At 65.4% G+C, this 22142-nt stretch carries 18 protein-coding genes; 7 read left to right on the top strand and 11 right to left on the bottom strand.

Annotation, left to right across the window (positions count from 1 at the left end; all coding sequences use genetic code 11):
- Positions 1-3: 3 nt before the first annotated feature.
- The 8 genes from NYR58_RS01235 to NYR58_RS01200 form a co-directional block, all read right to left on the bottom strand.
- Positions 4-834 carry a DUF1194 domain-containing protein gene (locus NYR58_RS01235; protein ID WP_261518573.1) on the bottom strand — a complete coding sequence of 277 codons (831 nt, stop codon included), beginning with the start codon at positions 832-834 and terminating at the stop codon, positions 4-6.
- A 122-nt stretch (positions 835-956) separates the two neighbouring features.
- Positions 957-3518 carry a GcvT family protein gene (locus NYR58_RS01230; RefSeq protein ID WP_261518572.1) on the bottom strand — a complete coding sequence of 854 codons (2562 nt, stop codon included), beginning with the start codon at positions 3516-3518 and terminating at the stop codon, positions 957-959.
- A 127-nt stretch (positions 3519-3645) separates the two neighbouring features.
- The gene (locus NYR58_RS01225) at positions 3646-4833 is read right to left on the bottom strand and encodes a hypothetical protein (protein ID WP_261518571.1); all 1188 of its coding nucleotides are present in this window, start codon (positions 4831-4833) and stop codon (positions 3646-3648) included.
- A 25-nt stretch (positions 4834-4858) separates the two neighbouring features.
- The gene (locus NYR58_RS01220; protein ID WP_261518570.1) at positions 4859-6295 is read right to left on the bottom strand and encodes an aspartate aminotransferase family protein; all 1437 of its coding nucleotides are present in this window, start codon (positions 6293-6295) and stop codon (positions 4859-4861) included.
- A gap of 9 nt (positions 6296-6304) precedes the next feature.
- Entirely contained in the window at positions 6305-7312 is a 1008-nt protein-coding gene (locus NYR58_RS01215) for an NAD-dependent epimerase/dehydratase family protein (RefSeq protein WP_261518568.1), read from the bottom strand.
- Positions 7309-7740, bottom strand: coding sequence for an EamA family transporter (locus NYR58_RS01210; RefSeq protein ID WP_261518567.1), 432 nt, complete (start codon positions 7738-7740; stop codon positions 7309-7311). The genes NYR58_RS01215 and NYR58_RS01210 overlap by 4 nt, the downstream gene beginning before the upstream one ends.
- Before the next feature lie 120 nt (positions 7741-7860).
- Positions 7861-9207, bottom strand: a complete 1347-nt coding sequence (locus NYR58_RS01205; protein WP_261518566.1) for an FAD-binding oxidoreductase — start codon at positions 9205-9207, stop codon at positions 7861-7863.
- A 2-nt stretch (positions 9208-9209) separates the two neighbouring features.
- Positions 9210-10643: a UbiA family prenyltransferase gene (locus NYR58_RS01200; RefSeq protein ID WP_261518565.1), complete on the bottom strand. Its 1434-nt coding sequence runs from the start codon at positions 10641-10643 to the stop codon at positions 9210-9212.
- Between the two features lie 299 nt (positions 10644-10942).
- Between NYR58_RS01200 and NYR58_RS01195 the strand changes: the two genes are divergently transcribed.
- The 4 genes from NYR58_RS01195 to NYR58_RS01180 are packed head-to-tail and all read left to right on the top strand — an operon-like array spanning position 10943 to position 16059.
- On the top strand, positions 10943-12202 hold the full coding sequence (locus tag NYR58_RS01195; protein ID WP_261518564.1) for a sarcosine oxidase subunit beta family protein: 1260 nt from the start codon (positions 10943-10945) through the stop codon (positions 12200-12202).
- An 8-nt stretch (positions 12203-12210) separates the two neighbouring features.
- Positions 12211-12492 (top strand): sarcosine oxidase subunit delta, encoded by a 282-nt coding sequence (locus NYR58_RS01190; RefSeq protein ID WP_261518563.1) that lies wholly within the window; start codon positions 12211-12213, stop codon positions 12490-12492.
- Positions 12489-15479 (top strand): sarcosine oxidase subunit alpha family protein, encoded by a 2991-nt coding sequence (locus NYR58_RS01185; protein WP_261518562.1) that lies wholly within the window; start codon positions 12489-12491, stop codon positions 15477-15479. Before NYR58_RS01190 ends, NYR58_RS01185 begins: the two co-directional genes overlap by 4 nt.
- On the top strand, positions 15472-16059 hold the full coding sequence (locus NYR58_RS01180; protein WP_261518561.1) for a sarcosine oxidase subunit gamma family protein: 588 nt from the start codon (positions 15472-15474) through the stop codon (positions 16057-16059). The genes NYR58_RS01185 and NYR58_RS01180 overlap by 8 nt, the downstream gene beginning before the upstream one ends.
- Positions 16060-16120: 61 nt before the next feature.
- On the opposite strand, the gene NYR58_RS01175 is transcribed toward NYR58_RS01180, so the two are convergent.
- The 3 genes from NYR58_RS01175 to NYR58_RS01165 all read right to left on the bottom strand — a co-directional run bounded on the left by NYR58_RS01175 (position 16121) and on the right by NYR58_RS01165 (position 17989).
- Positions 16121-16690, bottom strand: coding sequence for an EF-hand domain-containing protein (locus tag NYR58_RS01175; RefSeq protein ID WP_261518560.1), 570 nt, complete (start codon positions 16688-16690; stop codon positions 16121-16123).
- Positions 16691-16800: 110 nt separating this feature from the next.
- Entirely contained in the window at positions 16801-17517 is a 717-nt protein-coding gene (locus NYR58_RS01170) for a nitroreductase (protein ID WP_261518559.1), read from the bottom strand.
- Between the two features lie 139 nt (positions 17518-17656).
- Positions 17657-17989, bottom strand: a complete 333-nt coding sequence (locus tag NYR58_RS01165) for a hypothetical protein (protein ID WP_261518558.1) — start codon at positions 17987-17989, stop codon at positions 17657-17659.
- Between the two features lie 137 nt (positions 17990-18126).
- On the opposite strand from NYR58_RS01165, the gene otsB reads away from it, so the two are divergent.
- From otsB to otsA, 3 genes are read left to right on the top strand one after another with little or no spacing between them, the layout of a single operon-like run.
- Positions 18127-18963, top strand: a complete 837-nt coding sequence (otsB, locus tag NYR58_RS01160) for a trehalose-phosphatase (protein ID WP_261518557.1) — start codon at positions 18127-18129, stop codon at positions 18961-18963.
- 11 nt (positions 18964-18974) lie between these two features.
- Complete coding sequence (locus NYR58_RS01155; protein WP_261518555.1) at positions 18975-20756, top strand: glycoside hydrolase family 15 protein; 1782 nt, start codon at positions 18975-18977, stop codon at positions 20754-20756.
- Positions 20753-22141 carry an alpha,alpha-trehalose-phosphate synthase (UDP-forming) gene (otsA, locus tag NYR58_RS01150; RefSeq protein ID WP_261518554.1) on the top strand — a complete coding sequence of 463 codons (1389 nt, stop codon included), beginning with the start codon at positions 20753-20755 and terminating at the stop codon, positions 22139-22141. Before NYR58_RS01155 ends, otsA begins: the two co-directional genes overlap by 4 nt.
- Position 22142 lies beyond the last annotated feature (1 nt).

The following is a 22142-nucleotide window of genomic DNA, read 5'->3' as shown; positions in this document are numbered from 1 at the left end:
GCCTCACGGTTCCTGCCGGCGCCATATCCAGGTGCGGTCCTGCCACATCTTTTCGCCGATCAGGCAGTCATAGGGTGCCGCAGCCTGGACACGGATCACGGACGGGTGCCGCAAGACATCGCCATCGGCAAGTTCAATCACCAGCTTGCGGCGCACCGCCTCGGGAAACTGCGACCAATCATTGACCGGGATCATGAACGCACCCGGCCCGCCGATCACGCATTCCGCATAGTAGGTGTCGAGGTCGTCGACGTCATAGGTGGTGGTCAGTCCGTCGCGCGTCATCAGCGGCAGGCCGTTGATGACGACGCCGCCGGCCACAAGCGCGTCGCGCGCCTCGGTCACCGGCCGGCCCTGGTTGTTGGGTCCGTCGCCGGAAATGTCGAGCACGCGGCGCTGCCCCTGAAAGCCGCTTTCTGCGAACAGATCAGCGGCAAAGTCGATGGCACCGGAGATGGAGGTGCGCCGCGCGCTGGTCGGCGGATCGACATTGAGCCTCTCCGCCACGCGGGCGGCATCTTCTGCCGTGGCTATCAGCGTCCAGGGCACCACGACACGATGGGAAAAATTGCCGGCCCATTCGAAATAGGCGAGCGCGATACGCCCGTGCAGGCCGGACTGGATGGCCTGGATCACGGTTTCGTGGGTAAGGGCCGCTGCATACCCGTCGCGCTGGATCTCCATCTCCGCCGGCGACATCGACAGGGATACGTCGACGGCCAGGATCAGCTCGACATCCACCGCTTCCTGAGCGCGCAGGGGCCGCACATCGCCATGAACGAGGCCGAGGAACACACCCAGCGCAACCAGCGCGCCGCTCTCAGGCCAGCGCATGCGTCCGAGTGACCGAAACATGCACCCAGTCTAGCGCGGAAATGATTTCCGGCAATCTCGACGAGCCAGGAGTTCGGTCGTAACCCATCACATTTGTGCGAACCCCGCCACAATGCGCGGAATCAGCTCCGTGGCTTCAGGTTCTCGGGGTCGTAGAGCGGCCTGTAGCCGACCGCCGCCACCTCGACCGGATATGTCTCGCCGAAATACTCGACCATGAGCTTGCGTCCCTCCTGACAATAGGACCAGGGCAGATAGGCAAGCGCGATGTTCTTTCCGATGCTTGGCCCGTAGGCGATGGACGTGGTGTAGGAGCGCCGTCCAAGCGCGTCGACAAGCGTCTCTCCGGTTTCGGGATCCATGACCGGCAATGTGCCGACCGGATAGCGGGCCACCCCGTTTGAATCGGTGTTTTGCGTCATCACCAGCGTGCACAGCATGGCCAGCTGATGCGCGCGGGCGCGATACTCCAGATGCTTTGCCTTGCCGCGGAAATCGGCCTCCTTCACCTTCGGGCGCGCCAGGTCGGCTTCATAGAGGTTGTATTCCGTCAGCAGGTCGGCGTTCTGCAGCCGCAGGCTTTTCTCCATGCGCCGGGAATTGGCATAGGTCTCGATGCCGACGGCGATGGCGCCCGTCTCCCGCAGCGCGTCCCACACGGCAAGGCCATCCTCGTAGCGCATGTGCAGCTCCCAACCCTGCTCGCCGACATAGGAAATGCGGAAGGCCGTGACATCCTTGCCGGCAATGCGCACCGGCCTGATAGCGGCAAAGGGAAAATTCTCCGGCGAAAGCGCGTCGGGGTCTTCGACCACCTTCCTCAGGTTTGCGCGGGCATTCGGCCCCCAGATGCCGATGGTCACGAACTGCTCCGTCACATCCGTGATCGTGACGTTAAAGCCCTTGTCCTCGGCCACCCGGCGCATGTAGTGAAAGTCGCGCGGACCGGCATCCGCGCCGTCCACGACACGGCAGCGGTCAGCCATGCGGATCACGGTCAGATCGGCGCGCACCATTCCCTCGTCGTCCAGGAAATGGGTGTAGATGCCCTTGCCCACCATGTTGTCGCCGCCGATCCTGGCCGCGCACAGCCATTCCATGAGCGCCACATGGTCCGGGCCTGCCACGTCGTAGATTGCAAAGTGCGACAGGTTCACGATGCCGCAATCCTCGCTCATGGCCAGATGTTCGGCATTCGAGACGCGCCAGAAGTGGCGATTGTCCCACTCGTTCTCGCGCACCGGCACCCGGTCGCCATATTTTTCGAGGAGATGTTCGTTGGCGGCGTAGCCATGGGCGCGCTCCCAGCCGCCAAGCTCCATGAAATAGCCGCCCAGTTCCTTCTCGCGCTCGTAGAAGGGCGAGCGGCGCACATTGCGCCCGCCTGCAAAGGGCTCGCGCGGGTGGACGGCCGGATTGTAGATCTTGCAGGCCGTCTCCGTGCAGCGCTCCTCGATGAAGCGCTCCTTCAGCTGGTGCGGATAGAAGCGTGCAAAATCAATGGCATGATGGTCGATGGCGGTGCGTCCATCCGTCATCCAGTCGGCCACCAGCTTGCCCATGCCGGGGCCGTCCTTGACCCAGATGGCCACCGCATACCACAGCCCGCGCACCTTCTGGCTCTCGCCCACCGAGGGGCCGCCATCGGTGGTGACCTGCAGAAGGCCATTGAAGGAGCGCCGTTCGTCATAGCCCAGCTCGGCCAGAATCGGCGTCAGCTCCATGGCCCGCTCCAGCGGCTCCATCACCTGTTCCAGGTCGAGGTCGCGCTGCGATGGCGAAAGCCGGGCCTGGTCCTTTTCCAGAAGGTCGCGCGGATGGACGAGGCGCGGCTCCTTCTCCTCGTAATAGCCCCATTCGATCATCCCGCCTTCGGAGGTGTTCGGATCGCCGGTATCGCGCATGTAGGCGGAGTTGCCCTGATCGCGCAGGAGCGGCCAGCCGATCTCCTTGCCCGTGCCGGCAAATTGCGTGTAGGGGCCGAAGAAGGTGAGCGGATGGTCGACCGGCATGACGGGCAGATCCTCGCCCGCCATCTCCGCGACAAGCCGCCCCCACAGGCCGGCGCAGACCACCACGTGATCGGCGCGAATGGTGCCGCGATTGGTCACCACCCCCTTGATACGGCCGTTCTCGATGAGAAGAGACTGCGCCTCGGTATTGGCGAAGGCCTGCAGCTTTCCAGCGGCAACCCCGTGATCGACGAGCTTGCCGGCGACCGTCTGGGAGCGCGGGATCACAAGGCCGGCATCGGGATCCCACAGGCCGCCCTGCACCATCCCCTCCTCGATCAGGGGAAACTTCTCCTTGATCTCTGCCGGACCGACGAGGCGGGCGCGCGTGCCGAAAGCCTTGGCCGAGGCGACCTTGCGCTTGATCTCGTCCATGCGGGCATCGTCGCCGACACGCGCGACCTCAAGACCGCCGACGCGGGCGTAGTGCCCCATCTTGTCGTAAAAGTCGATCGAGTAGAGCGTCGTCCAGCAGGACAGAAAGTCGTGGCTGGTGGTGTAGCAGAAATCGGAGGCATGGGCGGTGGAGCCGATGTCGGTGGGAATGCCCGACTTGTCGATGCCGACGATGTCGTCCCAGCCGCGCTCGATCAGATGATGGGCCACCGATGCGCCGACGATGCCCCCCAGCCCGATGACGACCACCTTCGCCTTTTCCGGGAACCTTGCCATTCCTTGCCACTCCAATGCCTGCCGCTTCTGGCACCTTCTTCCGGCAGATCATAGGATGCCGCCGCGCGACGATTGCAGCCTGATTGCGACATCGCGCTGGCGGCGCGCGACTTTCCGCGCAGCCAGGTCAGGTGGCCGCAGTGCCGCTCAGACGCGGCTGCCATGCCGAGACCAGGACGAGCCCCATGCCCGCAATGAAGACGAAGTAGAACCGGTCGTCCGGCAGCGGGAAGCTGGCAAACTTGCCGAGCGTGCCGATGGCCAACGCGAAGACGAGCGCGTTGGCTCCCGCGTTGCCCATGCGGCCCTGCCTTGCAAGCAGGGCCCAGCCTGCCACCAGCACCGCCAGGAGGGCCGGCCAGTCGTTGAACTGGAGCGAGACCACGGCGCCGCGCACATAGCCCTTGAGCATGGTCAGCAGCGAGAACTCGGGGTTGAACCCGGCCATGGAGTTCTGGATCTCCACGCAGGAGAAATAGAAATGCGCCCACCAGCCGGGATGTCCGCCGAGCCGGGAGATCGCCACACAGGCGATGAAGGCGGCCAGGAAGGTGACGAAAACCGGCAGCGTGCGCCTGTTGAACAGCACGGCAGCGATGAGAATGGCAAAGATCAGAACGATGTTGTCCGGCCGCACGAAGACCGAGGCGAAAAGCAGGCCGCACCCCAGCCACTCCCGACCCCGCCAGAGCGCGTAGAGCGCGGCAAGTGAGACCAAAGCCAGAAGCATGTCCGGCACGACGGCCGACGTCATGCGCGAATAGTCGGTCAGAAGCAGAAGCGGCAGAAGGAAGAATGCCCCCTGCAGCGCCTGCGCCCGCCACAGCCAGCACAGGCAAAGCAGGCCCACCCCGATGGCGGGCACGACGCTGAGCAGGATCGCGGCCGCGGCAAGCCCGGTGAACGGTTCGAGCAGCCGCAGCAGCCAGATATAGGCGACCTTCACCCGGTACATGGAGAGCTGGGACTGGAAGTCCTCGGGATTCTCCCATTGGTTGAGGTTGTATGGGTTGGAGAACTTGAGGTGGTATTCCTGCGCCTCGTCGGCCCCTTCCTCGATCACCGCCCACGCCTGTGCATGCAGCGTTTCGGCGTCCTCAGCGCGGTTTTCGAGCGCCGTGGCGACATAGGCCACCATGTCCCAGTTATAGTCCGGCCTGAGCCAGCCGTAAGCAGCGACCGCGAGAACGCCGAGGAGCAGGAAAAGCCCGCCCAGGCGGTCGAGCGCCGCCCGCCGGGTGAGCCGGCGGATGACGCCTTCCGCCGCTGCCGTGGCAAGCGCACGCCCGATGACGGTGTGGCTCGAACCTTCCATCCCCCTCTCCCTGCGTCCTTTGCCCCTAGCCCATCTGGCTCTTGACGAAATCCTTCACGATCGCCGCCACACCGCGCGCCAGAACGGCGTCGAGCGCGGCAATGAAGGCGTCGACATGCTCGCGGCGTGCAATGAGCGGCGGCTCCAGCCGAATGACGTTCCGGTTGTATTCGGTGAAGGCGACCAGCACGTCATGGTCGCGCAGCAGAAGAGCACCGACAAAGCCCGAGAGCGAGCCTTTCAGTTTCTCGTCGAGCACCGCCACCATGGGCCGGAGCACGGCCGGCAGCGTCTGCGAGAAATCATGGAACTCCAGGCCCACCATGCAGCCCCTGCCCCGCACTTCCTTGATGATGCGCGGATATTTCTCCCTGAGCGCTTCAAGCCGCTCGATGAGATAGGCGCCGGTCGTCTCGGCATTCTCCATCAGCCCTTCCTCATAGAGCACGTTGAGCCCTTCGATGGCCGTGATGCAGGCCTCGCCGATGCCGCCGAAGGTGGCCATCGCATGGATCATCGCCGTCTTGGGCGTGCCATACGCCTTCATGTACACATCGCGCCTTGCGATCATCGCGCCGATGGCCGCCTTGCCCGCACCCAGCGACTTGGCAAGCGCCGTAATGTCCGGCACCACGCCATAGTGCTCGAAGGCATAGAAGCGCCCCGTGCGGCCATAGCCGCACTGCACCTCATCGGCCACCCACAACACGCCGTAGCGGTCGCAAAGCGCCCTGAGCTTCCGCCAGAATTCAGGGGCCGCTTCGACGATGCCGCCGCCGCCCTGGATCGTCTCCAGCACGATGGCGCCGATCCCGGGATCGCTGCGGAAAGCGTTCTCCACCGCTTCGATGTCGCCGAAGGGCACGCGGACGGTGTTGTCGGTCAACTGAAACTCGCCGCGATAGAGCTTGCCGTCGGTAACGGCGAGAACGCCCTTGGTCTTCCCGTGGAAGGAGTTCTCGGCATAGACGATCCTCGACCGCTTCGGGCCGGCGGCACGCTCGGCGAGCTTCACCGCCGCTTCCATCGCCTCGGAGCCCGAGGAGCCGAGAAAGACCATGTCGAGACCACCCGGCGAACAGGCGGCCAGATTGTGCGCCAGCGCGGTGGCGTATTGCGACATGAAGGCGATGGCGATCTCGTGGCGCTTTTCTTCCTGAAACCGCTTGCGTGCCGCAAGGATGCGCGGATGGTTGTGCCCGAAGGCCAGAGAGCCGAAACCGCCGAAGAAGTCGAGAATCTTGCGGCCGTTCTGGTCGATGTAATACATGCCCTCGGCGCGCTCGACCTTTATCTTGTGGAAGCCGAGCAGCTTCATGAAATGAAACTGTCCGGGGTTGAGATGGGCCTTGAAGAGCTCGGCCATGCGGGCAGTGTCGAGCGCCTTCGCGTCCTCCACGCTCATCAGTTCCGGCTTCTTGCGCAGCGTAACTGCGGCTTCGGTCTTCGTCATGGCGGTCATTGGCGTCTCCTATTCGGCCGGCACTTCTCGGGCACCGGGCACAACGCCCGCCTTCTTCGCCCGGTACTCGTCATAGGCCGCAATCAGCATGTCCTCGTCGCGATACTGCGGCACCCATCCCAGTTCCCGCTCCCCCTTCGAGACATCGAGCACGCACATCTCGTCGGCGATCAGATACTGCTCGGGGTCCATGAGCGGCATGTTGAGAAGATCGAGCAGGTCGAGCGTGCGCTTCACCGCCCAGCCGGGCGTGGGAAGCAGGAAGGAACGCGAACCGGCATGGCGGATGAGACGGCCCAGCAGCTTTCTTACCGGCGGCGGGTTGAGTGAGCCCAGATTGTACGCCTCGTTGGGCACGCCGGCTTTCCAGGCGAGGCGGGCCGCCTGCGCGCAGTCGAAGACGGAGATGAACTGGTAGGGATTTCTTCCCGATCCGATCATCGGCACCGGCAGGTTCAGGTCGATGAGCTTGAAGAGCTTCTCCAGGATGCCGAGCCGGCCCGGCCCGATGATGAGGCGGGGCCGGAACAGCGAGATGTTCATGCCTCGCTTGCGCCACTCGGCAGCCAGCACCTCCGTATCGGCCTTCGAACGCCCGTACTCGCCGAGCGGGGCCACGGGGTGGTCCTCGGTCATCGGGTGGAAGACCGTGTGCCCGTAGATCATGTCGGTGGTGAAGTGGACGAGCTTGTTCGCCCCCGCCCGATCCATCGCCTCGATGATGTGGACGGTGCCGTGATAGTTCACCGGATAGAAGAAGTCGTGCCGCCTGGCCCGCACCTGGATGGGCGAGAGCATCTTGGCCGACAGGTTGTAGACCATGTCGTCGGCCGCAATCCCCACGGCGGTGACCGCTGCCGGATCGGTGACGTCGCACCGCACGAAACGCACGTCGCGGTAGTGCGGCAGCGCGCTCTTCGTGATGTCGGCGACAACGACCTCCTGGCCGTCGGACAGAAGCTTGGGAGCGAGATGGCGGCCGACAAAACCGTCACCGCCGAAGATGATGTGTCTCATTGGATTGTCGACCTCTCGGAAGAAACCATCTTGCCTGCCACCGCCGCATCGGCGCTGGCGCGCCCGCTATGGGCGATCAGCACCGTGCCCAGGCAGATGAGCGCAATGCCGGCGATGCGGTAGGCGTTGAGATCCTCGCGCCACAGCAGATACGCGAAGACGGCCACCGCCACATAAGCGAGGCTCAGAAAGGGATAGGCAAAGGAAAGCTCCACCTTCGACAGCACGAACAGATGCGAAGCCATGGAGATGACGAAGGTGCAAAGCCCCGCGAAGACCCAGGGACTGAAGACGATCTGAAGAACCTTCACCGCCGGGTTCACCCCCGCGAAGGTGAGCGGCCCCAGGTTCATCATGCCGTACTTGAGCATGAGCTGCGCGGCCGCGTTGGTGAGCACGGTAAAGAGAATGAAGGGAATGTATTTCATCGCTGTCCGCCCCGCTTGTCCCGCCTCGATCCATAGGCGAAGGATGGAAAGATCGCGTGAAGCCGGCCGCTAAAAACGCGCCCATCCCGCTTACGCTTTGGCAATGTCCTCTCCATCGCCCTACTCGGCCGCTCGAACGGTTGTTGGCGCGGCCCTGGCCAGCCGCAGAGCCGTGCGCCGCCAGAAATCGGACATGAAGGCCGGATCGCGCAGCCGCTCCACCTCCCGCCATGCCGGAAAGGAGGCGGCGAAAGTCTCCGCCGCCATGCGGGCGTCCTTGTAGGGATTGACTGCACCGCCCGCCTCCATCGTGATTTCATCAAGAACTTCCATGAGTTGCAGCGTCTTCCTGCCACGGTTGGGAAAGTCGAGCGTGAGGGTGTAGCCCGGTCGGGGAAAAGACAGGATTCCAGGCGACGGCACCGCCCCGAAGCGCTTCAGGACGGTAAGGAAGGACGCCTGCCCTGCCGCACGCGCCGCCTCCAGAAGGGCCGGGATCGCCCTGCGCGCCGCCCCCGCCGGCACCACGCTCTGATGTTGGAAAAGCCCGCGCGGACCATAGAGCCTGTTCCAGTGGCGCACGCCGTCGAGCGGAAAGAAATAGTCCGCATATCCGGTTCGGCGCGGCCCCGGCGCCCGCTCCTTCGCCCGCCGGTAGGCGGCATTGAAGAGGCGCAGCGACAGGCCGTTCAAGATGCCGAACGGCGGCTGGAAAGGAACGGCGAGCCGCGCCCGCCCGGCCGGCCGGAACACGCCATCCCGCGCGTGATTGGCCGTCAGAAGAAGCCCCCTGCCAGCCCTCGTTCCTCTCGCAAGCTGGTCGATCCAGGCGACGGCATACTCGTTTTCCGAATCCGCCTCCTCGGCCAGATCGAAATATGCATCGAGCGAGGAAAAGGGCACCACCTTCTCCTCCACATCCGCCGCGCCCACCCTCATCAGCCGGATCGTGGCGTCGAGAATGAGGCCCGTCAGCCCCATGCCGCCGATGGTGGCGCAAAACAGCGCCGCCTCGCGGTCGCGGCGGCATTCGTGGACCGTCCCGTCGGAGCGCATGAGCGTCAGCGCTTCGACATGGCAGCCGAAGGTGCCACGTCGGTGATGGTTCTTGCCGTGCACATCATTGGCGACCGCCCCGCCCAGCGTGACGAAGCGGGTGCCCGGCACCACCGCCGGAAACCAGCCATGGGGCGCGGCAAGCGCGATAATGTCGGACAGCATGGCACCGGCCTGCGCCCTCAAAAGCCCGCTTCGCGGATCGAAGGACAGGATGCGGTTCCACCCGTGCGTCACGATGAGGCTGCCCGAGACGTTCTGGCAGCTGTCGCCGTAGGAGCGACCGTTGCCATAAGCCAGGAACGCGCAAGGCGCGGCCCTTCCCGCCTGCATCAAGGCCATCGCTTCCTCGACGCCGAGAGCACGCGTGGAAGCTGGCGTGGCGCGCCCGAAGCTGTGCCAACGTGCCATCGCTAGAGTCCCGCCGCAAGCAGGAGGACCGCGCCGAAGCCGGCGAAAAGCTGGCTGCGCCAGTCGCGGATGATGAAGACGATTGGGTCGTCGTGCATCTCGTCGCGGCGCGCCAAGATCCAGATGCGCATGGCGATGTAGAGCACGATGGGGCCGAGCGGCCAGATGAGCCAGGGCCGTTCGTAAAGCCCCACCGAGGCGCCGCTCTGGATATAGAGCGCCAGCACGAGCGCGGAGGAAAAGGCCGAGGCCATGCCCGCCTGGGCGATGATCTCCTGATCTTCCGCGCGATAGCCACGGCCCGCGATGCGCTCGCCCGCCGGCAATTCGGTCGATCGCAGTTCCACATAGCGTTTCACGAGCGCCAGCGACAGGAAGAAGAAGATCGAGAAGGCAAGCAGCCAGAACGAGACCTCGATCCCGGTCGCCGCACAGCCGGCAAGGATGCGCAGCGTATAAAGGCCGGCAAGCGTCAGCACGTCCAGCAGCAGCATGCGCTTGACGGCCATCGAATAGGCCGTGGTGACGACAAGATAGAGCGCCAGCACGCCGGTGAAGACGAGCGGCAGGAAGAACGCCGCCGCCGCGCCGATTGCCAGAAGCACCGCCATGGCGAGAAGGCCGGCGGGGATCGGAACCAGGCCGCTGGCGAACGGCCGGTGGCGCTTGGTGGCGTGTCGCCGGTCGAGGGGCAGGTCGAACAGGTCGTTGAGGATGTAGATGGCCGAGGCGGCAGCGCTGAAGGCGATGAAGGCAAGCAGGCTGTCGCGCAGCACGCCGGGGTTGAGGTACTGGTGCGCCAGAACCGCCGGCACGAAGATGAGCATGTTCTTCAACCACTGGTGCACGCGCAACATGCGTGCCAGGGTGCGCATCGTCACCCTGCGGGCCTCGATCAGCTCTGCGCCATGCGCGGCCTGCCAGCGCGCCGCCCACCTGTCGGGTGCCACCACGATGGCACGGCGCGCCGCATCGAACAGTGGAAGATCGGCCCGCCCGTTGCCCGCATAGTCGAAGCCGCCGTCACCGAACAGCTCCGTCAACGCCTGCCGCTTGGCGCAGGCCGCCATGTTGCGGTGGGGGTCGGTGCAGACCACGAGGTCGAAGAGGCCCAGATGCTCCGCCACCTTCTCGGCCAGCCGGCGCGGCGCGGCGGTAGCAAGCACAAGGCGCCGGCCGGCCGCCCTGTCCCGGCGCAGCCGCTCCAGCAGTGCGGCGCGATAGGGAAGCGTCGCCACGTCGAGTTCGATGCGCGCGGCGATCTCGCATTTGAGACGCGCCTTGCCATGCCACAGCCAGAGGGGAAGCAGGAAGAGGCAGAGCGGGTTCCTGCGCAGGAGCAGGAACAGGCTTTCCCACAGAAGATCCGTGGCGATCAGCGTGCCGTCGAGATCGACGGCCAGCGGAACGGCGTTTCGTTCGGAACGCGCATCCAAGGCGAAGCTCCCATTTCCCCACCGGGGCGAGGCCCCTTTGAAAGTTCGCCTTTAGCGGGAAAGCGCTTCCGAACTCCTAAACGTCGCCCTTCTTGCCTGGAATCCGGCCGACTTTCGCGCGCCAGGGTAAATGCCGGCCCAAGAAAAAGGATAAAATGCGCGCCAGAAAGCCCGCATCGACGGCACTGCAAAGCCGGCAGCAGGTCGCCCATGTGAAAACCCATGGCGCTTTATTTGCCTTGCCATCTGCCGCTGCTCTATAGCTTCTTGGCACGCATGGGGAACGGATGACGGCCGAGATGGCGGAGTATTCTGCGCTTTCGCTTCTGAAAAATGCCCTGAGCGGCAATCGGGACTGGCGGCCGGCCTGGCGCAAGGCCGAGCCGAAACCCGCCTATGATGTCGTCATCGTCGGCGGCGGCGGGCACGGGCTGGCAACAGCCTATTATCTGGCACGCGAGCATGGAATTGCCCGCGTGGCGGTGCTGGAAAAGGGCTGGCTGGGTTCGGGCAATATCGGCCGCAACACCACCATCGTGCGCTCCAACTATCTGCTGCCCGAATCCATCCGCTTCTACGATTTCTCGGTAAAGCTGTGGGAAAACCTGTCCCACGCGCTGAACTACAATGTGATGTTCTCCCAGCGCGGCATCCTCAATCTCGCCCATTCACCCGCCCAGGCCGACGAATATATCCGCCGGGGCAACGCCATGCGCCATGGCGGCGGCGACGCGGTGTGGCTGACGCGCCATGAAATCGCCCGCAGGGTGCCGGGTATCGACTTTTCGCCGCGGGCACGCTTTCCCGTTGTGGGCGGCCTTCTGCAGCCGCGCGCCGGCACGGCCCGCCACGATGCCGTGGCCTGGGGCTATGCGCGCGCCGCCGACCGGCTGGGCGTCGACATCGTGGAAAACTGCGAGGTGACGGGCTTCCTGCGCGAGGGCGACAGGATCACGGGCGTGGCCACGACGCGCGGCGACATTCGCGCCGGGAAGGTCGCCCTTGCCGTGGCCGGCAGCACCAGCCGGTTGATGCGGATGGCCGGCATCGAGCGCTTCCCCATCGAAAGCCACGTCCTGCAGGCTTTCGTCACGGAGGCCGTGAAGCCCTATGTCGATTGCGTCGTCACCTTCGGCGGCGGCCACCTTTACATGTCCCAGTCCGACAAGGGCGGGCTGGTCTTCGGTGGCGATCTCGACGGCTACAACTCCTATGCCCAGCGTGGCAACCTGCCTCTCGTGAAGGAGGTGATGAGCGAGATGGTGGCGATGTTCCCCGCAACCGCGCGGTTGCGCCTGTTGCGCTCCTGGGGCGGTGTCATGGACATGTCCATGGATGGCTCGCCCATCATCACCAGGGGGCCGCTTCCCGGCATGTATCTGAATTGCGGCTGGTGCTATGGCGGCTTCAAGGCCACGCCCGCCTCCGGCTTCTCCTTTGCCTGGACCATCGCCAAGGACGAGCCGCATCCCATCAACGCCCCCTTCACCCTGTCGCGTTTCGAGCGCGGCGCCGTGATCGACGAGAAGGGCCAGGGCCCCACGCCCAAGCTGCACTGAGGCGAAGAATGCTGATCCCCTGTCCCCACTGCGGCCCGCGCGACGTCCAGGAATTCTCCTATCAGGGCGACGCCACGCGAAAACGGCCCGACCCTGCCTCCACGGATGTGCATGCCTGGCATGCCTATGTCTACGACCGGCCGAACCCGGCCGGCCCGCATCGCGAATACTGGCAGCACATCGGCGGCTGCCGGGCCCACATTGTGGTCGAGCGCGACACGCTGAGCCATGAGGTGCTGGGCGCGGCATTCGCAAGCGACCTGTCGAACCAGGGCGGCACAAGACCATGAGCCCACGCCGCGCCGCCAGCACTGGCCTCGTCGACCGCAGCCAGGCCCTGCGTTTCACCTTCGACGGCCGTACCTACAGCGGTCACCCCGGCGACACCTTGGCTTCCGCGCTTCTTGCGAACGGCATCACGCTTGTCGGCCGATCCTTCAAGTATCACCGTCCGCGCGGCATTTTCACCGCCGGTGTGGACGAGCCGAACGCGCTCGTGACCGTCTTGAGCGGCGATGGACGCGAGCCCAACATCCCCGCCACCCAGATCGAGCTCTACGAGGGGCTGGAGGTGGAAAGCCAGAACCGCTTTCCCTCGCTCGAATACGATCTCGGTGCGCTCGGCCAGCTTGCGGGACCGCTGCTCTCCGCCGGCTTTTACTACAAGACCTTCATGGGCCCCGTTTTCGGCCCGCTGAAGGGCACCCGCTTCTGGATGATCTGCGAGCACGCCATCCGCCGCGCGGCGGGTCTCGGGCGGGCCGGCTACGAGAAGGATCCCGCCCGCTACGAGGAGATGAACGCCTTTTGCGACGTTCTGGTGGTGGGGGCGGGGCCCGCCGGGCTGATGGCGGCCGAGGCAGCGGCAAAGGCCGGCAGGCGCGTCATCCTGGCCGAGCAGGAACCGAAAGCCGGCGGCAGCGCGCTGTGGTCCGGCGAGATGATCGGGACAAGACCGGCCCACCAATGGGCGCAGGCCATGGCGGAGAAGCTCGCCGCCACGGAGAACGTTCGTTTCCTGCCGCGTACGACGGTATGGGGCTATTATGACGGCAACACGCTGGCCGCCCTTGAGCGTGTGGCGGATCGCCCCTCCGGCACTGCGAAGGGCTTGCCGCGCCTGCGCCTGTGGAACATCCGCGCCGGGAAGGTGGTGCTCGCCACGGGCAGCCTGGAGCGCCCCGTCGTCTTTCCCGGCAATGATCGGCCGGGCGTGATGCTGGCAGGCGCGGCCGAACGCTATGCACGTCAGTATGGCGTTCTGCCGGGCGAGAGGATCGCCGTCTTCACCAACAATGACGGCGCCTATCGCGCCGCCGCCGCGCTCAGAAAGGCCGGCGCCGGGGTGGTGGCCATCGTCGACGTGCGGCCGGAAATTTCGGACGCCGCGCGGGCGCTCGCGCAGGAAGCGGGCGTCGAGCCTCTCCTGGGCCATGCCGTGACCGGCACGGCGGGCAAGCGGCTGACGAGGATCACGATCCAGCGCTTCGATGCTGCCACGGGGCGGGTGTCGGGTGATGGCCGCCCCGTGGATGTGGATTGCCTGGCGGTCTCGGGCGGCTGGTCGCCCACCATCCATCTGGCAAGCCAGGCTGGTGGCAAGCCCGTGTGGGACGAGGCGCTCCACGCCTTCCTGCCCCCTTCCCCCATGCAGCCATGGGTGGGCGCGGGCGCCTTCGCCGGCGCCAAGACGACGGTGGAAGCGCTGTCCACCGGCCGCGATGCCGGCCTTGCGGCAGCGGGAAAGAAACCGTCACGCGCAAGGCTGCCCGCCGTCACCGCTCCAGCGCTCGACCCCGCGCCCGCGCCCGTCCTCGAGATCAAGGCCGCGGGCAAGGCGTTCGTCGATCTCCAGAATGACGTGACGGCGGAAGATGTGCGCCTTGCCCATCGCGAAGGCTTCATCTCGGTGGAGCACCTGAAGCGCTACACCACCCTGGGCATGGCAACCGACCAGGGCAAGACATCGAACCTGCCGGGCCTTGCCATCATGGCGGATGCGCGCGGGCTGCCCATTCCCGAGGTCGGCACCACCCGTTTCCGCCCGCCCTTCTCGCCCGTGTCGATCGGCGCGCTGGCCGCGGACAGGCACCGCCATTTCAAGCCCGACCGGCTCACCCCGATGCATGATTGGCATGTCGGGCACGGCGCGCGCATGATGGAAGCCGGTCTCTGGCACCGGCCCATGATCTATGGCCAGCCGGGCGAGACGGTAGAGCAGGCCTATATCCGCGAGGCGGCTGCCGTGCGCCGCTCTGTGGGTATCTGCGACGTCTCGACCCTCGGCAAGATCGCGGTGAAGGGACCCGACGCGGCCGAGTTTCTCGACCGTGTGTACACCAACACCTTTTCCACCCTGCCGATCGGCAAGGCCCGCTACGGCCTCATGCTGCGCGAGGACGGCATCGTGCTCGACGACGGCACGACATGGCGCCTCGGCGCGCATGACTTCCTCATGACCACCACCACGGCCAATGCCGGCAAGGTGATGCAGCATCTGGAATACTTTCTGGATGCGGTGTGGCCGCACCTCAAGGTGCACGTCACCTCCGTAACCGACCAGTGGGCGGGCGCGGCGGTGGCAGGCCCCGACGCGCGGCGCGTTCTGGAAGCCTGTGTGACCGGAACAGGCGTGGACAACGTCGCCCTGCCCTTCATGGGCATCGTGCATGGCAGGATCGCCGGCGCGCCGGTGATGATCTGCCGCCTCTCCTTTTCCGGCGAGCTTGCCTATGAGGTCTATTGTGGCGCCGGCCATGGTGCCCATGTCTGGGAGGCGCTGATGGACGCGGGAGAGCCCTTTGCCATCACGCCCTACGGCATGGAGGCGCTTGGCGCCCTGCGCATCGAGAAGGGGCATGTGACGGGCGCTGAGATCGACGGGCGCACCACGGCGCGCGACCTCTACCTTGACGGCATGCTGTCGAAGAAGAAACCGTTCATCGGCTCGGCCCTCATGGACCGCGAAAGCCTGATCGACAAGAACCGCCTGCGGCTGGTCGGCATCGTTTCGCTCGACGGCCAGCCGCTGGGCGGCGGCGCGCATGTCGTGGAAAAGGGCAGCCTCGACGAGCTGGGCGCAAGCATCGGCCACATCACCGCCGCCTGCTACTCGCCCGCACTGGAAAGGCACATCGGCCTGGCGCTGGTGAAGGGCGGCAAATCCCGCCACGGCACGCGCGCCTTCGTCTCCGATCCGCTGCGCAAGCGGTTCGGCCCGGTGGAGATCGTCAGCCATCACTTCTATGACCCGGAAGGAAGGCGAATGCATGGTTGAGCGCATCTCTCCCCTCGGAGCGGCCTTCAGGCCCGGACGCCATGGCAATTTGACCGCCGGGCCGGGCGTGCAACTTGCCGAGGTCACACCGCCCGCCATCGTGGAAGCGGCCGCCTGGCCCGGCCAGAAGGAGGCGCTTGCAAGGGCCGTGGCCGGCGCGACCGGCCTTGCGCTCTCCGCCCTGCCCAATGCCGGAGCGGTGGGCGAGCAGGCGACCGCATTCTCCATCGGTCCCCACCGTTTTCTGGTGACGGGCGGGGACGATCTGACGGCGCGGCTCACCGAGGCGGTGCCGCTCGAAACAGGCACCCTGACCGACCTTTCGCATGGCCGCATCGCGCTGCGGGTGGCGGGCCCTCGCGCGGAGTGGGTGCTGTCCAAGCTGTTTGCGATCGACTTCGCGGCCGCGGCCTTTCCGGTGGCGGAAGGCCGTGCCACCGCCCACCATGACGTTCTCGCCCAGATCCAGCGCACCGGGCCCGACCGTTTCGATCTCTTCGTCTTCCGCTCCCTGGCCCGCGCTTTCTGGGAGAGCCTGTGCGCGGCGTCCGAGGAGGCGGGCTACGAGGTCGTCCGGTGAGGAAGACGGACCCCGCGCCACCGTCGGGCCCGTCGATCATCCTCTTTTCGCACGGCGCCGGCTATTCCTCGCCCGGCGACTCTTCCATGGGCATTGCCGGCATGTCGCGCTCCATGCCGTGCATGCGGCGCATCAGCTTGTGGCGCGGGCCATGCTCCTCGCCGCGCATCGCAAAGCGCGGGCCGTCCCCGCCCCTGCCGCGCATGAGCATCATGGCGCCGCGCTGCAGCTCATCGCGGCTCAGCGTGCCATCGTTGTTGCCGTCGAGAAGAGCGAAGCGCTTGCCCCGATGGTCTTCGATCTCGACAAGCGTCACCGTGCCATCGCCATCAATGTCGAGCAGGCGTGCCGCCGCCTCGGCACGGCGCATGAACGCGCGGTTCATGACATAGGTCTGCAGCTCGTCCCGGGTCAGCGCGCCGTCACCATCCGCATCCGCCTCACGCAGCATGCCGAGGCGCACACCGCCGAACTCCTCGACGGAGATGGTGCCGTCGCCATCGGCATCGAGCCGGTCGAACATCGCGCTCGGGCCGCGCCTTTCCGGCGCATCCTCGGCATCCTGGGCAAGGACGGCGGTGACCGTGGTCAGCGACACCACGACTGTGGAAACGAAAATCCTGTAGAACATGCTGTATCTCCGGGGTTGCGCCGCCTGGGCGGCGGGGGAACGCAACCTTTTTGCCATGCCCAACATTACGAGGGCCTGTCCGGCAGATTACATTGTCGTAAGCCGGCGGTTCAGCGCACGAAAGAGACGAATTCCTCGAGCGCCGCCCGTTCGCTGCGCAGGCGGTTCTCGGGTTTGGTCGGGTCTTCGTGGCCAAGCGCCATGCCGCACACCACGATCTCCTCGTCGGGAATGCCCAGGATGGGGCGGATGATGCGATGATAGGGCGCGAAGGCGGCCTGCGGGCAGGTGTGCAGGCCCCGCCCGCGCGCCGCGATCATGATCGACTGCAGGAACATGCCGTGGTCGATCCACGATCCCTTGTTGAGCCGACGGTCGATGGTGAAGATCATGCCCACCGGCGCATCGAAGAAGACGAAATTGCGGTCGTGCTGGGCGCGCATCTTCTCCACCTCGCGCCGGCCGATGCCCAGAAGGCTGTAGAGAGCGAAACCGACAGCCCGCCGACGCGACAGATAAGGCTCGAAGAACTTGTCGGGATAATACTTATACTCGTCCCACTCCGCCTTTTCGGGGCGGATGCCCGAAGAGAGGATGGCCTGCGACAGACGCGTCTTGGCCTCGCCCGTCACCACATAGACCTTCCAGGGCTGCATGTTGGTGCCTGAAGGGGCACGCGAGGCGACCGCCAGGATGTCCCGGATCGTCTGTTCGTCCACCGGATCGGGAAGAAAGGCGCGCACCGACCGGCGCGAGGTGATCGCCGCGTCGACGATCGCCGCGTCGTCCCCTCGTGCCGTCTCGTTCTTCGGTGCCAGCAAATTCATGGGCCCTTGCCTTTCCTTCCCGCCCGCGCGTTCCGCGGCTATAGCGGGCCTGACGGGGGTGCGGCAACCCGTAGCGGCACGATTCCTCCGTGCGCGGGCGGCATTTCCTTACCGCGCGCTGCAACGAGACAAAGTCCCATCAGCGCCACCGCCGGCGCAGGAACTCGTCGGGCACGCAAGTATAGCCGATGCGGCAGTCGCGCTGGTCGCTGGTGTCGACCCAGGCCGGCTTGGTGGCAAATCCGATGGGGCAATAGCGCTGGTCGCTTACGTAGCGGTCGTAGGTATAGCGCCCGGTGGTCAGAACGATGGCGCGGTTCTGATCGACGAGCGCCCGCACTTCCCCACAGGTCATGGTGCGCACGTCCGGGCGCCCTTGCGCCTGCGCCGCAACGGCTAGCCCGAAGAAGGCGATGGCACCGAACGCCAAGGAGAACCCCCACTTTCCACCGACATGCAATCTCATGCTCATTTTCCTTTTCCTCAATTTGCCCGGGCCCTTGCCGAAAACAAGAAACCGGCTTATGTGCCCCCGCAAATCGGCGCTGTGGCGGACCCCGCAGGGAGTTCGCCGCAGCCTCCTTCACAACCGCCCGGCCATCGCCTAGCATGGCCGGCGGCCACGCCCAAGGCTTCGTGATTCCATGTCATTTTCGTGACACTATGGCCTTACAACCAGTACCGTTGACAACACTCGACCAGGCAAGCCTGAAACCGGAGGATACCGCGATCTTTCTGGATTTCGATGGCACGCTGGCGGATTTCGCGGAACATCCCGATGCGGTGTCGGTTCCCTTGCCGACGCGCGAGGCCTTGGCGCGCCTTGAGAGAAGCACGGGCGGCGCGCTCGCCATCGTGACCGGCCGACCCATTGCCGACATCGACCGCTTCCTGGCGCCGCTCAACCTGCCGGTCGCCGGGGTGCACGGGCTGGAGCGCCGCGGCGCGGGCGGACGGCGCGTGTCCACGGCGGTCGACGAGGCTGCCTTTGACGCGCTGGAGAAAGAGCTGCGCCGCTTTGCCGACGCGCACCCGGGGACGGTAATCGAAACCAAGCCGGGGTCGCTCGCTCTTCACTATCGCCAGCGCCCGGAGCTTGCCGAGGCATGCGCCGCCGCCGTGCGTGCCGCGACGGAGGGCATCGAGGGGCTGCACATCCTGCGCGGCAAGATGGTGATCGAGATCAAGGGCGGCAAGGCGACGAAGGCGGATGCTGTGGCCGCCTTCATGGACGAGCCTCCCTTTTGCGGCCGTATGCCCCTCTTTGCCGGCGACGACGTTACCGACGAGGATGCTTTCCGCGAGGTCGCGCGCGCTCACGGCATTACGATCAAGATCGGCGAAGGCGCTACGGATGCCGCCTTCCGTATCGAAGGTACGGATGCATTCCGCAACTGGCTGAACGATCTCGCAGACAGTTTCGACTCCCACCAATTGACAACATAAGGTCTTTCATCGTGACGACACTCAATCTCGGCGTTGTCGGCAATTGCAGCTTTTCCGCCCTCATTGACCCCAAGGGGCGCGTGGTATGGTGTTGCCTGCCCCGCTTCGACGGCGATCCAGTCTTCAATTCGCTGTTGCGCGGCGAAGACGATCCGGGCGATGGCTTCTTCTCGATCGAGCTCGAGGACCTGGCGGAAACCGAACAGAGCTATGATCCCAACACGGCGGTGCTTACCACGCGGCTGCACGGCGCCGGCGGCTCCCTCGAAATCATCGACTTTGCGCCCCGCTTCTTCTGGCGCGACCGCATCTTCCGCCCGCAGACGCTGGTGCGCCGCGTCCGCCCGATCTCCGGCACGCCGCGGATTTCGATCCGCATGCGCCCCTCCTTCGCCTATGGCACGGTGCCGCCGCAGAAGACCCGCGGCTCCAACCATGTGCGCTATGTGGGCCCGGAGATGACCCTGCGGCTTACCACCGATGCCCCCATCGACTATGTGCTCGACGAAACCTGCTTCAACCTGTCGGCCCCCATCGACATCGTGGTGGGCCCCGACGAGACGCTGGATGCCAGCGTCTCGCAGATCGCGCGCGACTTCCAGGAGCGCACCGCCGGCTACTGGCGCAACTGGGTCAGCAATCTCGCCCTGCCTTTCGAGTGGCAGGACGCCGTGATCCGCGCCGCCATCACGTTGAAGCTGTGCACCTACGAGCCGACGGGCGCCATCATCGCCGCCATGACGACCTCGATCCCCGAAGCGCCCAACAGCGGCCGCAACTGGGACTACCGCTTCTGCTGGGTGCGCGATGCCTTCTTTGTCGTGCGGGCGCTCAACAGCCTTGGCACCGTGCAGACCATGGAGAACTACTTCCGTTATCTCATGGATCTGGTGGCAGACGCCAATGGCGGCCATCTGCAGCCGGTTTTCGGCATCGGGCGGGAACGGCAGCTCACGGAGAGCATCCTCGACAATTTCTCCGGCTATCGCGGCATGGGGCCGGTGCGCCGCGGCAACCAAGCCTATGAGCATTACCAGCACGATGCCTATGGCAATGTCATTCTGGGCGCGGCGCAGATCTTTTTCGACCGGCGCATCCAGATGAAGCCGTCCATCACCGATTTCCGCCTTCTGGAGACGGCTGGCGAGCAGGCTTACAAGGTGTACAACACGCCGGATGCGGGCATGTGGGAACTGCGCTCCCGCTCGCGCGTTCATACTTCCTCCGCCCTGATGTGCTGGGCCGCCTGCGACCGGCTGGCCCACATCGCGGCGCAACTGGGAGAGAAGGCGCGCGTGACCTACTGGAGAAACAGGGCCGATGAAATCCGCGAACGCATCCTAGCCGAGGCATGGTCGGAAAAGCGCAAGGCCTTTGTCGAAAGCTTCGGCGGCGAGACGCTGGACGCCAGCGTGCTCCTGATGGCCGAGGTGGGTTTCATCGACCCGCGCGACCCGCGCTTCGTCAGCACCGTCGACCAGCTCGAAAAGGTGCTGGCCACCGGCCCCCACATGCTGCGCTACGAGGCGGCGGACGATTTCGGAAAGCCCGAGGTCTCGTTCAACATCTGCGCCTTCTGGCGCCTCGACGCGCTGGCGCGCATCGGCCGGCGCGAGGAAGCGCGCGAAATCTTCGAGTCCCTCTTGAAGGCGCGCAACCCCCTTGGCATGCTGTCGGAGGATACCCATCCCGTGACCGGAGAGATGTGGGGCAATTACCCGCAGACCTACTCCATGGTCGGCATCATCAATGGCGCCAGACGGCTTTCGGCGCCGTGGGAGACCGTCGTGTGAAAAGACTCGTCGTCGTCTCGAACCGTGTTGCGGACCTCAGCAGGTCCGCCCAGGCCGGCGGCCTTGCCGTCGGTCTTGCCGACTCCCTGCGCCAGCGTGGCGGCGTTTGGATGGGCTGGGACGGCCAGACACTGAAGTACGACGACCAGCCCGAGCCGCGCATCCGCAAGATCGGCACTGTCACCCAGGCAACGATCCCGCTCACCGAGCAGGACTACGCGGAGTATTATCTGGGCTTTTCCAACAGCGTGCTGTGGCCGCTGTTTCACTACCGGCTCGATCTGGTGGAATATAAATCCGTTTTCCTGGATGGGTATCGGCGCGTCAATGCCAAGTTCGCCGACGCCCTGACCTCCGTCCTGCAGCCGGACGACATCATCTGGGTGCATGATTATCATCTGATCCCGCTGGCGGCGGAGCTGCGCCAGCGCGGCTGCAACCAGCGCATCGGTTTTTTCCTGCACATCCCCTTCCCGCCGCCGGAAATCATCGCCGCGGTGCCGCGCCATCGATGGCTGGTGGAAAGCCTGCTGGAATTCGACGTGATCGGCTTCCAGACGAACACCGATCTGGGCAATTTGCAGCACTATGTGGAGGATCACCTGGGCTGCCGGATGGAGCAGGACGGCCGCATCAGGATCGGCAAGCGCGAGGTGATCGCCGGCTGCTTCCCCATCGGCATCGACGTCGATGCCTTCGTGGAGATGGCCGAGAAACCCAACGAGGAGGTGGCCATCGAGACCCAGCGGCGCGATATTCTCGGCCGCAAGCAGATCATCGGTGTCGACCGGCTCGACTACACCAAGGGCCTGCCCGACCGGCTGCGCGCCTTTGCCCGCCTCCTCGAGCTCTACCCCGAAATGCGCAAGACGGTGGCGCTGATGCAGATTGCCACTCCCACGCGCGAGGAGGTGGAAGCCTATGTGGAGATCCGCAAGGAGCTGGAGGCGCTGTCTGGCGCCATCAACGGCCGCTTTGCGGATTTCAACTGGACGCCGGTGCGCTACATCCACGGCACCGTGCCGCGTGAAGCGCTGGCCGCGCTCTTCCGCGCGAGCCAGGTGGGCTTCGTCACCCCGCTACGCGACGGCATGAACCTCGTCGCCAAGGAATACATCGCCGCCCAGTCGATGGAAGACCCGGGTGTGCTGGTGCTTTCCAAGTTCGCGGGCGCGGCTGAGGAGTTGCGCGAGGCGTTGATTGTCAACCCCTACGATGTCGATGACATGGCGCGCAATCTCTGCCGTGCGCTCACCATGCCGCTGGAGGAACGGCGGGAGCGGCAGGCCGCGCTCATGAAGCGCATCCGCAAGCATGATGCCAGGCACTGGCTGGAAAGCTTCATGGCCGCGCTCGAAAGGGGAGAGACGCAGCACGCCGCGTGAG

The organism is Chelativorans intermedius (assembly GCF_025398255.1).
GTDB classification, from domain to species: domain Bacteria; phylum Pseudomonadota; class Alphaproteobacteria; order Rhizobiales; family Rhizobiaceae; genus Chelativorans; species Chelativorans intermedius.
Note: the sequence above shows the minus strand (reverse complement) of the source record. Positions and strands in the feature narration are given on the sequence as shown.

Coding starts and splice junctions, on each gene's coding strand:
- NYR58_RS01235 (WP_261518573.1), bottom strand. CDS start 834: ATGCGCTGGCCTGAGAGCGGCGCGCTGGTTGCGCTGGGTGTGTTCCTC.
- NYR58_RS01230 (WP_261518572.1), bottom strand. CDS start 3,518: ATGGCAAGGTTCCCGGAAAAGGCGAAGGTGGTCGTCATCGGGCTGGGG.
- NYR58_RS01225 (WP_261518571.1), bottom strand. CDS start 4,833: ATGGAAGGTTCGAGCCACACCGTCATCGGGCGTGCGCTTGCCACGGCA.
- NYR58_RS01220 (WP_261518570.1), bottom strand. CDS start 6,295: ATGACCGCCATGACGAAGACCGAAGCCGCAGTTACGCTGCGCAAGAAG.
- NYR58_RS01215 (WP_261518568.1), bottom strand. CDS start 7,312: ATGAGACACATCATCTTCGGCGGTGACGGTTTTGTCGGCCGCCATCTC.
- NYR58_RS01210 (WP_261518567.1), bottom strand. CDS start 7,740: ATGAAATACATTCCCTTCATTCTCTTTACCGTGCTCACCAACGCGGCC.
- NYR58_RS01205 (WP_261518566.1), bottom strand. CDS start 9,207: ATGGCACGTTGGCACAGCTTCGGGCGCGCCACGCCAGCTTCCACGCGT.
- NYR58_RS01195 (WP_261518564.1), top strand. CDS start 10,943: ATGGCGGAGTATTCTGCGCTTTCGCTTCTGAAAAATGCCCTGAGCGGC.
- NYR58_RS01190 (WP_261518563.1), top strand. CDS start 12,211: ATGCTGATCCCCTGTCCCCACTGCGGCCCGCGCGACGTCCAGGAATTC.
- NYR58_RS01185 (WP_261518562.1), top strand. CDS start 12,489: ATGAGCCCACGCCGCGCCGCCAGCACTGGCCTCGTCGACCGCAGCCAG.
- NYR58_RS01180 (WP_261518561.1), top strand. CDS start 15,472: ATGGTTGAGCGCATCTCTCCCCTCGGAGCGGCCTTCAGGCCCGGACGC.
- NYR58_RS01175 (WP_261518560.1), bottom strand. CDS start 16,690: ATGTTCTACAGGATTTTCGTTTCCACAGTCGTGGTGTCGCTGACCACG.
- NYR58_RS01170 (WP_261518559.1), bottom strand. CDS start 17,517: ATGAATTTGCTGGCACCGAAGAACGAGACGGCACGAGGGGACGACGCG.
- NYR58_RS01165 (WP_261518558.1), bottom strand. CDS start 17,989: ATGAGCATGAGATTGCATGTCGGTGGAAAGTGGGGGTTCTCCTTGGCG.
- otsB (WP_261518557.1), top strand. CDS start 18,127: ATGGCCGGCGGCCACGCCCAAGGCTTCGTGATTCCATGTCATTTTCGT.